Below are 14830 nucleotides of genomic sequence, written 5' to 3' on the forward strand. Positions count from 1 at the left end.
CCTCGGGTTCAAGGGGTCGTTGCAACACTGCCTGTCAGCGAGCGTAGATGCTCGTTGAACGCCTCGGCGGGAGTACGCCAGCCGAGTGTCTTGCGAGGTCGGCTGTTGAGCGCGGCGGCGACGGCGTCCAGCTCGTTTCGGCTGTGCCTGCTCAGGTCGGTTCCCTTGGGGAAGTATTGGCGCAGCAGGCCGTTGGTGTTCTCGTTGGTGCCGCGCTGCCACGGGCTGTGTGGATCGGCGAAGTAGACCTGAAGCCCAGTGTCGATGCGCAGCCGAACGTCCGGACCAGCTCATCGGCCTGCTCCGGGGTCGGGTGGAAGCGGTACCTGTAGGCCCGCCTCACGATCTGCGCCATGGCCCAGATGTTAACCACGACCGGCTAAAGATCGTGCGGGTTCGGTACGACCCTCCGACTGACGGCGAATCGCCAATCCTTGTCCTGCTCCGCGGGGGTCAGATTCCTCTCCGTGGAGACCCCCGCCCTGAAGGCGGGGGTCTCCACGGAGAGGAATCTGACGAGCTCTTGCGCAATCGCTTGTTCATCGGAACGCGCCAGCTCATCCCGGTTCTCCCCCGCGACCGAACGCTCGTCACCTTCGGCGCCCTGCGGGTCTCGCCGTACGCGCGGGCCTCTCGTTTTCCGCCGGCCTATCAGCGGACCTTCGGCTCGTCCATCGTCGCGATCCGCAAAATCCTGAGCGGAAGCCCTATGGTCAGCCCACTAGCAATTAGGAAACTTTCCTATTAGATTTGCGCAGAGCCGCCGTGGGAGCGCTTTCCCCGGGGGTCCGGTGACAACGCGGTGCCTGCGCGTTCACGGCAGGAACGCCGACCGGTCGTCAGGCGAGGAGGGGTGAATGAAGCGCGGCCCAGAGCTGCTCCGTCTGGCGGAGACGGTCGTCTTTCCCGGGTTCGAGGGCAAATCGCCGCCGGACTGGATCCGACGCCGGATCGGCGAGGGACTGGCCGGAGCGGTGCTCTTCTCCAGGAACATCGCCACCCCCTCCCAGGTCGCCGACCTCACCGCCGTACTCCGAGGAGAGAACCCCCAGGTCCTCGTCGGCATCGACGAGGAGTCCGGCGAGGTCACCCGCCTGGAGGCCGCGGGCGGGAGCACCCGGCCGGGCAACTTCGCCCTCGGCGTGGTCGACGACACCGATCTCACCGAGGAACTCGCCGCCGACCTCGGCCGCGACCTCGCCCTCGCCGGCGTCAACCTCAACTTCGCCCCCTCGGCGGACGTGAACTCCAACCCCGACAACCCGGTCATCGGCCTGCGCTCCTTCGGCGCGGACCCCGACCTCGTCGCCAGACACACCGTGGCCTGGATCCGGGGCATGCAGTCGGCGGGAGTGGCGGCCTGCGCCAAGCACTTCCCCGGCCACGGAGACACCTCCGTCGACTCCCACCACGGCGTACCGCTCGTCACCGCCACCCCCGAGGAACTGCGCGACGTGGCGCTGCGGCCCTTCCGCGCCGCCGTCGAGCAGGGAGTGCGCACGGTCATGACCGGGCACCTGCTCGTCTCCGCCCTGGACCCCGCGATGCCCGCCACCCTCAGCCGGCCGGTCCTGCACGACCTGCTCAGGGTCGAGCTGGGCTTCGAGGGCGTCATCGTCACCGACGGCATCGAGATGGCCGCCGTCTCCGGCCCCTACGGCATCGGCGGCGCCTCGGTCCTCGCCGTCGCAGCGGGCGCCGACGCGATCTGCGTGGGCGGTGAGCACGCGGACGAGGAGACCGCGCTCGGGATCCGCGACGCGATCGTGGACGCCGTGATCGAGGGCAGGCTCTCCGAGGAGCGGCTCGCCGACGCCTCCCGGCGCGTCTGCGAACTCGCCCTCTGGACCACGGCCACCCACCGAAACGCGTCGGCGGGCTCCGCCTCCGGCCGACCCGGCGACCCGTCGATCGGCCTGACCGCCGCCCGGCGGGCCCTGCGGATCACCCGCCGCTCCTCGACCGCGGTCTTCCCCCTGTCCGCACCGCCGCACGTCGTCGAGCTCGCCCCCGAGATGAACCTCGCCATCGAGAAGGACACCCCGTGGGGCGTCGGGGAGCCGCTCGGCAAGCTTCTCCCCGGCACCACGGTCACCCGGCTGACCGCCTCCGGCGCCACCGGAGGCGCCATCGAGGCCGCACTCGCCGCGGCGGCCGAGCGTCCCCTCGTCGTCGTCGTCCGCGACGCCCACCGCCACCCCTGGCAGGCCGACGCGCTCCTGCACCTGCTTGCCGCCCGCGCCGACGCGGTCGTGGTCGAGATGGGACTGCCGGGCCGCTCCGACCTCGGCGCCGTCCACATCGCCACCCACGGCGCCTCCCGCGTCTGCGGCCAGGCCGCCGCCGAACTCCTCGCCGGGGATCAGGGCACGGCCTGAGCGGGAGCGCTCCCACCGACCACGACGACCCCGGAGCGCCGTGGCCTCGCGGAACGCGGGACCTCTTGGACCACAGGGCCTTCCGGAGTACGGAGTCTCCGGAAGGCCCTGTGGTCTCCCGGAGCGGGGGGTGAGAATTCTGTCGGTGCGGGCTGCTTGAATCGCTGAATGAATGCGGCACGGTTGCTGACAGAGCAGCGGGAGATCCACGGGGTCGATCTGGCGGGGCTCTCGCTCGGCGATCATCTGACCGGTGAAGGACCCTACGTGTTCAGGGAGTGTGATCTCACCGGCGCGGACCTCGCCGGGGCGTCACTGGTGGAGGCCTCGTTCGAGAAGTGCGTGCTGGAGCGGACCGACTTCCGCCGCGCGGACCTGGACGGGGCGCGTTTCTCCGGCGGCGGGGGAGCGGGGCTCAGGTTCACGAACGCCGAGCTGGTCGACGCGACCTTCACCGACGTCGACCTGTCGGGCGCGCGCTTCGAACTGGCCCTGCTCACCGACGTCACCTTCACCGGTTGCCGCATGATCGGCGCGGTGCTCTCCTCCTGCCGGGGCACCGGCTACCGGTTCGACGGCTCCAACCTGGCGTTGGCCGACCTCACCGGCTGCTCGATGCGAGGCCTCCACCTGCGGGGCGTCCGCTTCGACGACGCCAACCTGTCGGGCTGCGACTTCACCAAGAGTGTGTTCGAGGACTGCCGCATGATCGGCGCCCGCACCGTCGAGACGGTCTTCACCAAGACGGACCTGCGCGGCGCCGATCTCGGCGAGGTCGACGACACCCGGCTCCGATCGCTACGCGGAGCGGTCGTCAGCCCCACCCAGGCTGCCCTGATCCTCGCCTCCCGGGGACTGACCGTGGGCTGACGGAGGCTCACCGCAGACCAGACACACCGGTCCCGACCGGCCGGCCCACCTCGACCGCACCCGCCTGGAGCCGTGACCCCCGACCCTTGTCGAGCGGGAATCGCGATCGGTCAGGGCCGAGCGTTGACCGGACGCCGAGCCCTCCAAGACCTGACAGAAGGTCGGCCGCCCACCTCACGAGCGCCCGGACTTCCGGCCTGGTCAGAGCTGTCTGCCCGCATTGACGCTCTCGACTCCCAGTCACGGGATCCTGGTGGCGCGCTCAACAGCATCACTGAGACCGCCGCCGTGACCTGGGGGCGGCAGGGGGTCCGCGTGAACGGCACCACCCCCGGCGGCACCGCGACGCAGATGATCGACGAGTGGGAGGCGGTGTCCCCGGGGGGCGTCGAGCGCATCAACGTGAGCATCCCGCTCGGCCGGATGGCCGAGCCTCGCGAGGTCGCCGAGGTGGCGGCGTGGCTGCTCAGCGATCGGGCCTCGATGGTGACCGGCGGCGCCGGCGCTTGAGTCCGCGCTAATCAGTAGCTTGGGCAGTTACTGAGACCAGCTCTCCAGGGTTAGGCCGGTTCGAAGGGCAGGTATCGCCTGCGTTGTCCCGCCGGATGACGCGGGCTGACCGGCCAAGAGCCGTAGCCGGTGCACCGCCCCACCAAACGTGCCCCTCGTGCACTTCACAGGGGATGTGCACGAGGTCATCCCGTTCGATGGCAGATCCGAAAAACAGCGCGTAGGCCACAGCGCAACCAAGTTCCACAGTGGGCCGGTCCGGTCGGCGCATTTCACCTGCTCCGACGACATCGGCCCTGCAGTGGTGCGTGAGATACGCGTCAGCTACGGCGATCGACCCTGAGCGGTCCCGTCGCGGGGGCTTCAGCATCGGAGAGCGCGCTGGGCGGTCGGAGAGTGAGCGACTACGGTCCGCGCATCGTACGGCGGGGTGGGGGAGCGCGGAGGTGGGTGGGTGTTCCGGCCGGCGTACAAAAGCCCGCAACCATCGCGCCCGAGCAGGCCGGAGGCCTGAAACGCCAGGGAGCAACTGAGACGGCCGGCCGGAGCACCCGCCCACCGGAGCGCGCACATCGGATCAGCCGGGAAACAACCGCAGCGCCCCCGTAACCCGAGAACACCACAGAACACGACCCGCACAGACCGACCCGCAGCCGAAAACACGGCCATAGGTAAGGTGCCTTATGTCTAATTGATACTGACATAGGGGGATATCTCATGCCTGCTTCCGCGGCCTACGTGACCTTCACGGATCCGGACAAGATCGATGACGAGAAGGGAATCGCCGTCGCCGCCTGGGCCGACCAGGGGATCACCGGTCACATCGTGCGCTGGGACGACCCCGACGTCGACTGGGCCGCGTTCGACGCCGTCGTGGTCCGCACCGCCTGGGACTATGTGGCGAGGCGGGCAGAATTCCTCGACTGGGCGCGCCACGTGGAGTCCGTCACCCGGTTGCTCAACCCGGCCGCCGTGCTGGAACGCAACACCGACAAGGTCTATTTGAAAGACCTGAAGGCGCCGATCATCCCCACCTCCTGGGTCGCGCCGGGCGAGGCCGCGGACCTCCCGCACCTCGACGAGTATGTGGTCAAGCCATCGATCTCGGCCGGAGCCCGCGACACGATCAGGACCACGGACCGCGCACAGGCCGAGGAGCATGCGGCCAAGCTGGCCGCCAACGGCCGGACCGCGATGGTCCAGCCGTACCTGGACATGGTCGAGGGCGAGGGGGAGACCTCGCTGCTTTACTTCGGCGGCAGGTTCAGCCACGCCGTCCGGCGCAGCCCGATGCTGACCGAGAGCGCCACCAAGCCGGGACAGGGTAACGACCACGGGGAGCTTCGCACCCCGGACCCCGACCAGTTCGCGCTCGCGGAGCAGGTGCTTGGCGAGTTTCCCGAACTGCTCTACGCCCGGGTGGACCTGGTCCGGCTGGCCGACGGCAGCCCGGTGCTCATCGAGATCGAGCTCACCGAGCCCTACCTTTTCCTGGGCTACGCGCCCGACGCCGCCGCGAACCTGGCGACCGCCCTGGCCAAGGCGATCTGACCGATCGCGTTGGTGTAGAAGCACGACGCTCTTGCTCAGCGGCTCCGGACCACATTCCTCCGGTGCTTCGAAGCCGAAAATGCTCCAAGGTCCGATGGCGGAGGACTACGCGCAGCCGGAGATGCCGCCGTCGACGGGGATCACGGTCCCGGTGAGGTAGGCGCCGGCGCGCGAGGACAGGAAGATCGCGGTGCCCGCCATGTCCTCCGGGCTGCCGATCCTGCCCAGTGGGACGTGCGAGGCGACGGCCGCGCGCATCGCCGGGTCGTCGAGCGCGAAGGCCATCATCTTCGACTCGAACGGCCCGGGAGCGATCGCGTTGACCGTGATCGACTCTCCCGCGAGCCGCTGGGACAGGTGCCGGGTGAGCATGTGCACGGCCGCCTTCGCCGCAGAGTAGGCGTAGTTCTCCATCGCCGGCACCCGGAGACCGTCCACCGAGCCGATGTTGATGACCCTGGCAGGGTCCTCCGGGCTCGCGGCGGCGCGCAGCAGCGGCAGGAACCGCTGGGTGAGGTGGAAAACGCCCTTGACGTTGATCCCCCAGAGCTTGTCGAAGGCGTGCTCGGGATACTCCTCCAGTGGCGCCCCCCAGGTCGCCCCGGCGTTGTTGACCAGTACGTCGAGCCGAGCCTCCCGCTCCGCGACCGCCTCGAACAGCGTGGACACCCCCTCCTGTGTGGACAGGTCGGCGGGTATCGCGGTGCACCCCAGCTCGGCGGCCGTCTCGCCGACCTCGGCCGCCTTGCGCGAGGAGATGTAGACCGTGGCCCCCGCGTCGACGAACCCGGACGCGATCATCCGGCCGATTCCCCGGGATCCGCCGGTGACGACGACCGTCTTGCCTTCCACCGAGAACAGAGTCATGTTCCGCAGCATGCCGCACCCCGGTGACCTCGTCCATACCAGCCGGTCGGTGCAGCGCATCGGCCGCCCCTTTCTCGAATAAAAATCCCTTTTGTCAGCATTCGTCCCAGGGAATCTGAAAAATAATGTCGCCAAATAAAACGAGAGTGAAACAATCTTCCACCGCCCGTTGACACGCGCTGTTTGTATGGTGTGCCTTCGTTGTCAGGGAGTCACCGATCCGGAGGTGGGTACGGCATGCTCAGAAGGGGTGCGCGCCTGGCGGCGCTGAGCCTGGGACTGTCAATGGCACTCTCGACAACGGCACTTCCCATGGCACACGCCTCACCCCCGGAACACCTCCCGTCGTCTCCAAGGCACTTCCCCCCACTTCCCGAACGCCCTCCGTCTCCCCAGCCCCTCACACTCTCCGCCGCGGGGGCCTCGCAGTCGCAGCCACAGCAGCAGAAGAGGATCGTCCGGCTGGGCGCGACGCAGAGCGTGGACTCGATGAACCCGTTCCTGGCGGTCCGGGTGGTCTCCACGTCGATTCACCGCTGGATGTACGGCTTCCTCACGGTGCCCGACTTCAAGACCCTGAAGCCCGGCCCGGACCTCGCCGAGTCGTGGGAGACCTCACCGGACAAGCTGACCTGGACCTTCACCATGCGTGCCGGAGCCACCTGGTCGGACGGCAGGCCCGTCACCGCCCAGGACGCCGCGTGGACCTTCAACAAGATCATGACGGATGACGGGGCCAAGACGGCCAACGGCCCCGCCGTGGAGAACTTCGACACCGTGACCGCGTCCGACGACCGGACCTTGGTCATCACCACCAAAAAGCCTCAGGCATCGATGCTGGAGCTGCCGATCCCGATCATGCCCAAGCACGTCTGGGAGAGCGTCCCTGACATCGGCACCTACGAGAACGAGGCCTACCCCGCCGTCGGCAGCGGCCCCTACATCGCCGTCGAGCACAGGAAGAACGCCTATGTGAGGCTCAAGGCCAACCCGTCGTACTGGCGCGGCGCTCCCGGCATCGACGAGCTGCACGTCATCTTCTACGAGAATCCCGAGGCGGCGATCGCCGGTCTGAAGAAGGGCGACATCGACTGGATCGGCCGCCTGCAGGGCCCGCAGTTCCAGGCCCTCGCGAACGACGCGAACATCACGCAGTGGAACACCCAGGGCCGCCGGGCCGCCTACCTGCAGTTCAACCCGGGCGCCGCGACGGCCGACGGCGAGCCGATCGGCGACGGGCACCCCGCGCTGAAGGACGTCAGGGTGCGCCGGGCCATCCACCACGCGATCGACAAGAAGACCCTCGTCGAGCAGGCGCAGAACGGTCTCGCCGTACCGGCGGACGGTTCGATCGTCCCGCCGATGTACCAGGAGTTCTTCTGGAAGGCCGAGGGCGAGGCGGCCGTCGCCTTCGACCTGGCGGAGGCCAACCGCATCCTCGACGAAGCCGGCTACACCAAGGGCGCGGACGGCATCCGCACCATGCCCGACGGCGGACGCAGGCTGGAGATGCGCTTCAGCATCCACACCGACGAACCCGTCGAGGACAAGATCGCCCAGTTCCTCACCGGCTGGCTGAAGGACATCGGCATTCAGGTCACCACCCGCAAGCTCGACTCCAACAAGTTCACCGAGGAGACGGGCAGCACGGCCCTCTACGACATCGCGATCAGCGGCTGGTCGGTCAACCCGGACCCGGAGGAGATCCTCGCCACCCACCTGTGCAGCCGCAGGCCCACCGCGAGCGGCCAGGGCGGCGGCACCGAGTCGTTCTTCTGTGACAAGGAGTACGAGCGGCTCTACCAGGCCCAGCTGGCCGAACTCGATCGGGCCGCCAGGGTCGAGCTGATCAAGCGGATGCAGGAGCGGCTCTACACCGAGGCCCCCGTCGTCGCGCTCTACTATCCCAACAACCTGGAGGGCTACCGCAAGGACCGGATCGCCGCCATCACCCCGATCCCCGAGGACAGGGGCATCCTGTACGGCGGGAGCAGCTACTGGCCGGTCTACTCGCTGCGTGCGGTGGAGCGCGTCGCCGCCCCGGCCGGGAGCGGTTCGGGAACCGGCACCGTGGTGGCCGTCGCGGTGGCCGTTGTACTGGCTCTCGGCGCCGGGGCTTTCCTCCTGCGGCGCCGCCGCGCCTCCGTCGACGACCGCGAGTAGCAGCCGATGCTCACAACACCGCAGGAGATGAGGGACGGCACCGAGGAGGGCGGTGCCCGCCGGGCCGTGGTCCGCTACGCGCTGGGCAAGCTCGGCGGGGCGCTGCTCGGCATCGGGCTGGTGATCGTCGCGACGTTCTTCCTGTTCCGCCTGATTCCCGGCGACCCGACCATCGCCTACACCCGCGACGTGCCGGTCACCCCCGAGCAGCTCGCCCTGCTCAGGCGGCAGATGGGCCTGGATCGGCCGCTGGGCGAGCAGTTCCTGGACTTCGTGCTGCGAACCCTGCGGCTGGACCTCGGCACCTCGTACGAGTACCGCAGGCCGGTCGCCGAGCTCATCGGCGAGCGGGTGGGTCCCACGCTGCTGCTGGTGGGTACCGGGCTCGCCGTCGCGGTCGGCCTGGGCATGTGGCAGGGCACGAGGGCCGCCTGGCGTCACGGCGGTCGGTTCGACCGCCTCTCCACGGGAACCGCGCTCACCCTGTGGTCGGTGCCGACCTTCTGGCTGGGACTGCTGCTGCTCATGGTCCTCGCCGCGGGGGCGGGCCCGATACCCGGCCTGTTCCCCACCCGGGGCATGCGGGACGTCGACGCGCCGGACGGGCCGCTCTACCTCCTGCACGTCGCCCATCACCTGGTGCTGCCGTGCCTCACCCTGGTCGCCGTCGTCTACGCGCAGTACCTGCTGGTCATGCGCTCCTCGCTGCTGGACGAGATCGGCCAGGACTACGTGACCACCGCCCGCGCCAAGGGATTGCGCGACGACGACGTGCGGCGGCGCCACGCGGTGCCGAACGCGCTGCTGCCGACGGTGACCCTGGTGTTCATGCAGATCGGTTTCGTGGTCGGCGGCGCGGTCTCGGTGGAATTCGTCTACTCCTGGCCCGGTCTCGGCCTGCTGTTCGTCGAGGCGATCAGGGGACCCGACTACGCGGTCATGCAGGGGACCTTCATGCTCGTCTGCGTCGCGGTGATCGTCATGAACACGCTGGCCGACGTGGTCTACCACGTCCTGGATCCGAGGGTGAGGTCGGCGTGAGCACGAAGGAGGAGGACGCGAGGGACACGAGTGAGGAGCGGGCAGGCGAGGAAGGCTCACCGGTAACCGCCGATGGAGCCGCCATGACGTCGCGAACCGCCGATGGCGACTCCGCGACTCCGCGCACGATCGCCAGGACGCGCCGCCGTGCCGCGTTCGCGCGATTCCGTCGCGCGTACGGCCGCGACAGGGCCGGGCTGTACGGCGCGGCGATCCTGCTGGTCGCCGTCCTGGCGGCCCTCGTCACGCCGCTGGTCACCGACCCGTCCGGCCTGGACGTGACCAGGGCGACGGGAGCCAAGATGGCTCCGCCGGGCGTCGGCTTCCCGCTCGGCACCGACGAGTCCGGCCGCTCGGTCCTGCTCATGCTCCTGTGGGGCGCGCGGGTCTCGCTGCTCATCGGGTTCATGTCGGCGCTGCTCAGCATGGTGATCGGTACGGTCTTCGGCATCGCCTCCGGGCACTTCCGGGGCTGGGTCTCCGCCGTGCTGATGCGCGTCACCGACTGGTTCCTGGTGCTGCCCGCCCTGGTCCTCGCCCTGGTGCTCGCGGCCGTACTCGGCGGCGGCACCTCCACGATCATTCTGGCGATCGGGGTGACCTCGTGGGCCTCCACGGCGAGGCTGATCCGGGCACAGACGCTCGCGGTCGAGGCGAGGCCCTACATCGAGAGGTCCAGGGCACTGGGCGCCGGGCACTGGCACGTGATGACCCGGCACGTGCTGCCGAACGTCGCCCCGCTGGTCCTGGCGAACACCACCCTCACGGTCGCCGGCGCCATCGTCACCGAGTCCACTCTCGCCTTCCTCGGCGCCGACTCCGGCCAGGTGTCGTGGGGCGGCATGCTGCGCGCCTCCTACGACTGGGGCGCGGCCACCTCGGGCGCCTGGTGGTACGTGCTGCCGCCGGGCCTGTGCATCATCCTGGTCGTCCTGGCGTTCACCCTCTGCGGGCGCGCCCTGGAGACCGTACTCAACCCACGCCTTCGGAGGGCCTCGTGACCGTACTCGACCGATGGTCTCCGGGGGTCTCGTGAGCCTGCTCGAACTGCGCGACGTGGCGGTGACCTACCGGAGCACGACCGGAGACGTCCCCGCGGTGCGTGGGGTCTCACTCGGCCTGGCGGAGGGCGAGGCCCTCGGCGTGGCGGGGGAGTCGGGGTCGGGCAAGTCGACGCTGGCCATGTCGCTGCTGCGGTTGCTGCCCAGGGACGCGCTGGTGTCCGGGGAGATCCTGCTGGACGGCGAGGATGTTCTCACGATGAGCTGGGGGCGGCTGCGCGCGGTCCGGTGGGCGTCGGCCTCCCTGGTCTTCCAGGGGGCACAGCACGCCCTGAACCCGGTGCGCAGGATCGGTGACCAGATCGCCGAGCCGCTGCGGGTGCACGGGATGGCGACCGGCGCGGCGGCGCGGCGTAGGACGGCGGAGCTGCTCGAGCAGGTCGGCCTGCCCGCCTGGCGGGCTCGCGGCTACCCGCACGAGCTGTCCGGCGGGCAGCGCCAGCGCGTGATGATCGCGATGGCGCTCGCCTGCTCCCCGCGCCTGATCGTCGCCGACGAACCGACCACCGCGCTGGACGTGATGATCCAGGCGCAGGTGCTCTCGCTCATCCGCTCGCTCATCGCCGAACACGGGATCGGCCTCATCATGATCTCTCACGACCTCTCGGTCCTCGCCGCGACGTGCGACCGGCTGGCGGTGATGTACGCGGGCCGCGTGGTCGAGTCCGGTCCCTCGCGCGAGGTCTTCCTGGACGCGAGGCACCCCTACGGCAGGGCGCTGGCCGAGGCGTTCCCCACCGTCGGTGACCCGGCCTCCAGGATGGCGCCGAGAGGGCTGGGCGGCGACCCGCCCGACCCGGCCCACCTGCCCGCGGGGTGCTCCTTCCATCCCCGCTGCCCGGTGTCGCTCGTCTCGTGCGCGTCGGAGCCGGTCGAGCTCAGGGCGGTGGGCCGTACCGGGCCGGGTGGCGCCGAGGTGCCGCACAGCGCCGCGTGCGTCCACGTCTCCGAGGAGGCCCGATGACTCCGATCGAAACGCGGGACGCGGAGTTCTTCGTCCACGTCCTGTGTTCCCGAGGAGGCTCGATGATCCCGCCCGACGAGTGCGTCCACGGCGTCCCCGAGGAGGCCCGATGACCCTGCTCGAAGCGCGGGACCTGCGCGTGGAGTTCGCCTCGCGCGGGCGCCGCGCCCGCGCGGTGGACGGGGTGAACCTCGCCGTGGGCGAGGGGGAGATCGTCGCGCTGGTCGGCGAGTCCGGCTGCGGCAAGACGACGCTCGCCCGCACCCTGCTCGGCCTGGAGCGGCCCGCCTCGGGGTCGGTCCAGTACGGCGGGGCACCGCTGGCCTACTCCTCACGCGCGCTGCGGGCCCACCGGCGCGAGGTGCAACTCGTGCTCCAGGACCCCACGGGATCGCTCAACCCCCGGCACACCGTCTACGAGGCGGTGGCCGAGGGGCCGCGCATCCACCGCCTGCCCGCGGAGGCGGACCGGGTCGCCTCCGCGCTGTCGCGCGCCGGGCTGCGGCCTCCCGAGCGGTTCTTCGGCCGCTACCCGCACGAGCTCTCCGGCGGCCAGCGCCAGCGCGTCGTCATCGCGGGAGCCCTCGCGCTGGAGCCCAGGGTGCTGGTCGCCGACGAGCCGGTGGCCTCGCTGGACGCGTCGGTACGCGGCGAGATCCTCGCCCTGCTGCTGCGCCTCCGCGACGAGTTCGGCCTGTCGGCGCTGGTCGTCACCCACGACCTGGGACTCGCCTGGAACATCGCCGACCGTGTCGCGGTGATGTATCTCGGCAGGATCGTCGAGGCCGGACCCGTGGAACGGATCCTCACCGCGCCCTCGCACCCGTACACCCAGGCGCTGCTGTCGGTGCTGCCGGAGTCGCCGTCGCCCGTGGTGCTGGGCGGCGAGCCACCGGACCCGACCCGCGTCCCGCCGGGCTGCCGCTTCCATCCGCGCTGCCAGGTCCTCGCCTCGGGCGCGGCGGCCGAGGCGGGGGTCGACGGACTGTGCGCGTCACGGCCGCTTCCCGTCCTGCCCTCCTCGGCCGAAGCCCAGGTCGCCTGCCACCACGCCGAGGCCCGCCGAGGGGTGAGAGGTTAGAAGCGGGAGACGGTGACCGGGAGAGGTCACAGACCGGGGAGGCGGCCGTTCCTGAACAGGTCGACGAAGAGACCGTGGTCGGCCCTCGCCCGTGCCCCGTAGGTGTGGGCGAACTCGACGAGGCCGCGGGTGAAGCCGTCGGTGTCGCCGTCGATCACGGCCACGATCGCGTCCTCGGTGGAGAAGTCGACCAGGTCGTGACTGGACTCGTCGTCGGCCACCGAGTGCATCCTGGCCACGGCCCGGCCCAGGTCGCGGATGACCGAGGACAGCTCGTCCGGCTCGTTGACGTCGCCCCAGTCCAGGTCGGCGGAGTAGGGGGAGACCTCGGCGACCATCTGGCCGACGCCGTTCAGCGTGGTGTAGCCGAGCCACGGGTCGGCGTACGCCTGCAGGGCCCGCTGCGACTCGGCGGTGCGGTGGCCCTGGTGCTTGAAGTAGCCGTGCACCTTCTCGTCGGTGATGTACCGCGCCACGGCCGGCACCTGGGCCTGCTTCATGTAGAGGATGACGTCGTTCTCCAGGGCCTGGGTGTGGCCCTCTAGGAGCATGTTGTACGAGGGCAGCCCGGCCGAGCCGATCCCGATGCCGGTGCGCAGCGCGAAGTCCTTGATCGTGTGCTCGATCTCGGAGGCCGCGGGGAGGGTCGTCAGATAGTCGCGGAAGGCCACCTCCACCGCCTCGCGAGTCTCCTGGTCCACCGGATAGCGGCCGTCCATGACGGCGAACCTGCGGTCGAAGTTCTCGATGGTGGTCTCCAGCTCCAGCAGCGCCACCCGGGTGTTCAGCCGGGCGTGCTGCAGCACCCGGTGCAGCACGCCGGTGGTGGTCTCCAGGGTGAGCGAGCCGATCGCGTCGTCCCCGCCCTCCGAGATGCCGTGCAGCTCGGAGAGATAGGAGTGGGTGAACCCGGTCACCAGCTCGCCGATGACATCGTCCGACAGCGCCTTGGCGTACCCGATGAGCGCGACGCTGGCCGCGAACCGTCGCAGGTCCCAGATGTACGGGCCGACGTAGGCCTCGTCGAAGTCGTTGACGTTGAACACCAGGACGCCCGAGGCGTTCATGTAGGTGCCGAAGTTCTCGGCGTGCAGGTCGCCGTGGATCCAGACGCGTCGCGTCTGGTCGTCGAGGAAGGCGTCGTCGGTGAACTCGCCGGTCATGTCCGCGTAGAACAGGCAGGCGCTGCCCCGGTAGAAGGCGAAGGGCGAGGCGGCCATCTTCCGGAACTTGCGCCGGAAGGCGGCGGGGTCGCGCTTCATGGAGTCACCGAATTCGGTGATGAGGACGTCGAGAATGCGCGCCGAGCGCCCATCGGTGGTCATGGTGGGCAGATTAGGTCGCGGGACCGAAATTCCGCCAGGGCCGGAGCATTACGGATCTGGAACGCACCAAAGAACCGGCCCCGTTCCCATCCGGCGCGCGAGCTCGGGCGCGGCCGTCCAAGAGGACGGGGAGGCATCGACAAACACGCCGGTTGATCATAGATTCGCGGGAAGCCGAGGGGCACGGACGGGGAGCGAACGCGAAGGCGCGGTCGGGGAGTTCACGGGAGAGGCGGAGATCGGCATGGCGGTGCTCGAAGGCAGGACGGCGGTGGTCACCGGGGGGTCCAGGGGCATCGGCCGGGCGATCGTGGAGCGCCTCGCCCGCGACGGGGCGGACGTCGTCTTCGGCTACGCGAACGCCGCCGTGTCCGCGAACGAGGTGGAGCAGATCGTCAAGGAGGCGGGCGGCAGCGCCCGCGCCGTCCAGGTGGACCTCGCCAGGCGCGGCGCCGCGGAGTGGCTGATGGAGACCGCGGAGCAGGTCCTCGGCGGCCTCGACATCCTGGTGAACAACGCCGCGCTGAGCTTCACCCCGATCTCCATCGCGGAGACCAGCGAGAAACTGTACGACCGCGCCATGGCGGTCAACGCCAAGGCCGCCTTCCTCACCATCCGGTACGCCGCGAGGCACATGCGCGACAGCGGCCGCATCGTCAACATCTCCACTCTCAACACCGTTCGCCCCGCGGCCGGTATCGCCCCCTACGCGGCGAGCAAGGGCGCGCTCGAACAGCTGACCGCCGTCGCGGCCCGCGAGCTCGGCGGGCGGGGCATCACCGTCAACACGGTCTCCCCGGGCGCGACGGACACCGACCTGCTGCGCGGTACCAACCCGGAGAAGGTCCTCACCGAGATCGCCGCACTCACCCCGCTCTCCCGCCTCGGCGCCCCCTCGGACATCGCGGACGTCGTCGCCTTTCTGGTGGGACCCGACGGCCGCTGGCTCACCGGCCAGAACCTCCAGGCCAACGGCGGCCTCAGCTGAGCCGCGCGGTCCACGACGTCGAGGAGACGTC

12 protein-coding genes and 2 pseudogenes are annotated in these 14830 nt (G+C 70.0%); 10 read left to right on the forward strand and 4 right to left on the reverse strand.

Annotated elements, in window-relative coordinates:
• Positions 1–8: 8 nt before the first annotated feature.
• Both ABZ664_RS00285 and ABZ664_RS00290 read right to left on the reverse strand, forming a co-directional pair.
• Positions 9–266 (reverse strand): annotated as a pseudogene (locus tag ABZ664_RS00285) (IS30 family transposase); the annotation flags it as partial.
• A 35-nt stretch (positions 267–301) separates the two neighbouring features.
• Positions 302–355 (reverse strand): annotated as a pseudogene (locus ABZ664_RS00290) (hypothetical protein); the annotation flags it as partial.
• Positions 356–857: 502 nt separating this feature from the next.
• Between ABZ664_RS00290 and ABZ664_RS00295 the strand changes: the two are divergent.
• From ABZ664_RS00295 to ABZ664_RS00310, 4 genes are all read left to right on the forward strand, one after another.
• Positions 858–2378, forward strand: a complete 1521-nt coding sequence (locus ABZ664_RS00295; RefSeq protein WP_362501090.1) for a glycoside hydrolase family 3 N-terminal domain-containing protein — start codon at positions 858–860, stop codon at positions 2376–2378.
• 168 nt (positions 2379–2546) lie between these two features.
• Positions 2547–3248 carry a pentapeptide repeat-containing protein gene (locus ABZ664_RS00300; RefSeq protein WP_362501092.1) on the forward strand — a complete coding sequence of 234 codons (702 nt, stop codon included), beginning with the start codon at positions 2547–2549 and terminating at the stop codon, positions 3246–3248.
• Between the two features lie 72 nt (positions 3249–3320).
• Positions 3321–3758: an SDR family oxidoreductase gene (locus ABZ664_RS00305; protein ID WP_362501094.1), complete on the forward strand. Its 438-nt coding sequence runs from the start codon at positions 3321–3323 to the stop codon at positions 3756–3758.
• A gap of 717 nt (positions 3759–4475) precedes the next feature.
• Positions 4476–5309, forward strand: a complete 834-nt coding sequence (locus tag ABZ664_RS00310; RefSeq protein ID WP_362501096.1) for a hypothetical protein — start codon at positions 4476–4478, stop codon at positions 5307–5309.
• Positions 5310–5414: 105 nt separating this feature from the next.
• Here ABZ664_RS00310 and ABZ664_RS00315 read toward each other — a convergent pair whose 3' ends face one another.
• Positions 5415–6176 (reverse strand): SDR family oxidoreductase, encoded by a 762-nt coding sequence (locus tag ABZ664_RS00315; RefSeq protein WP_362501098.1) that lies wholly within the window; start codon positions 6174–6176, stop codon positions 5415–5417.
• Positions 6177–6665: 489 nt separating this feature from the next.
• Between ABZ664_RS00315 and ABZ664_RS00320 the strand changes: the two genes are divergently transcribed.
• From ABZ664_RS00320 to ABZ664_RS00340, 5 genes are all read left to right on the forward strand, one after another.
• Positions 6666–8339: an ABC transporter substrate-binding protein gene (locus ABZ664_RS00320; protein WP_362501100.1), complete on the forward strand. Its 1674-nt coding sequence runs from the start codon at positions 6666–6668 to the stop codon at positions 8337–8339.
• 6 nt (positions 8340–8345) lie between these two features.
• Positions 8346–9380 (forward strand): ABC transporter permease, encoded by a 1035-nt coding sequence (locus ABZ664_RS00325; RefSeq protein WP_362501101.1) that lies wholly within the window; start codon positions 8346–8348, stop codon positions 9378–9380.
• An 83-nt stretch (positions 9381–9463) separates the two neighbouring features.
• On the forward strand, positions 9464–10381 hold the full coding sequence (locus tag ABZ664_RS00330; RefSeq protein WP_362501103.1) for an ABC transporter permease: 918 nt from the start codon (positions 9464–9466) through the stop codon (positions 10379–10381).
• Between the two features lie 13 nt (positions 10382–10394).
• Positions 10395–11405, forward strand: coding sequence for an ABC transporter ATP-binding protein (locus tag ABZ664_RS00335; protein ID WP_362501105.1), 1011 nt, complete (start codon positions 10395–10397; stop codon positions 11403–11405).
• A 109-nt stretch (positions 11406–11514) separates the two neighbouring features.
• Positions 11515–12486 carry an ABC transporter ATP-binding protein gene (locus ABZ664_RS00340; protein WP_362501107.1) on the forward strand — a complete coding sequence of 324 codons (972 nt, stop codon included), beginning with the start codon at positions 11515–11517 and terminating at the stop codon, positions 12484–12486.
• A 26-nt stretch (positions 12487–12512) separates the two neighbouring features.
• On the opposite strand, the gene ABZ664_RS00345 is transcribed toward ABZ664_RS00340, so the two are convergent.
• Complete coding sequence (locus tag ABZ664_RS00345; protein ID WP_362501109.1) at positions 12513–13811, reverse strand: DUF2252 domain-containing protein; 1299 nt, start codon at positions 13809–13811, stop codon at positions 12513–12515.
• Positions 13812–14055: 244 nt separating this feature from the next.
• On the opposite strand from ABZ664_RS00345, the gene ABZ664_RS00350 reads away from it, so the two are divergent.
• On the forward strand, positions 14056–14799 hold the full coding sequence (locus ABZ664_RS00350; RefSeq protein ID WP_362501111.1) for an SDR family oxidoreductase: 744 nt from the start codon (positions 14056–14058) through the stop codon (positions 14797–14799).
• Positions 14800–14830 lie beyond the last annotated feature (31 nt).

The sequence above is a fragment of the Streptosporangium sp. NPDC006930 genome, assembly GCF_040635605.1.
Classification (GTDB): domain Bacteria; phylum Actinomycetota; class Actinomycetes; order Streptosporangiales; family Streptosporangiaceae; genus Streptosporangium.

Excerpts from the sequence above, each read along its gene's own strand:
- ABZ664_RS00295 (WP_362501090.1), top strand. The coding sequence starts at position 858 with ATGAAGCGCGGCCCAGAGCTGCTCCGTCTGGCGGAGACGGTCGTCTTT.
- ABZ664_RS00300 (WP_362501092.1), top strand. The coding sequence starts at position 2,547 with ATGAATGCGGCACGGTTGCTGACAGAGCAGCGGGAGATCCACGGGGTC.
- ABZ664_RS00310 (WP_362501096.1), top strand. The coding sequence starts at position 4,476 with ATGCCTGCTTCCGCGGCCTACGTGACCTTCACGGATCCGGACAAGATC.
- ABZ664_RS00315 (WP_362501098.1), bottom strand. The coding sequence starts at position 6,176 with ATGACTCTGTTCTCGGTGGAAGGCAAGACGGTCGTCGTCACCGGCGGA.
- ABZ664_RS00320 (WP_362501100.1), top strand. The coding sequence starts at position 6,666 with ATGAACCCGTTCCTGGCGGTCCGGGTGGTCTCCACGTCGATTCACCGC.
- ABZ664_RS00325 (WP_362501101.1), top strand. The coding sequence starts at position 8,346 with ATGCTCACAACACCGCAGGAGATGAGGGACGGCACCGAGGAGGGCGGT.
- ABZ664_RS00330 (WP_362501103.1), top strand. The coding sequence starts at position 9,464 with ATGACGTCGCGAACCGCCGATGGCGACTCCGCGACTCCGCGCACGATC.
- ABZ664_RS00335 (WP_362501105.1), top strand. The coding sequence starts at position 10,395 with ATGGTCTCCGGGGGTCTCGTGAGCCTGCTCGAACTGCGCGACGTGGCG.
- ABZ664_RS00340 (WP_362501107.1), top strand. The coding sequence starts at position 11,515 with ATGACCCTGCTCGAAGCGCGGGACCTGCGCGTGGAGTTCGCCTCGCGC.
- ABZ664_RS00345 (WP_362501109.1), bottom strand. The coding sequence starts at position 13,811 with ATGACCACCGATGGGCGCTCGGCGCGCATTCTCGACGTCCTCATCACC.
- ABZ664_RS00350 (WP_362501111.1), top strand. The coding sequence starts at position 14,056 with ATGGCGGTGCTCGAAGGCAGGACGGCGGTGGTCACCGGGGGGTCCAGG.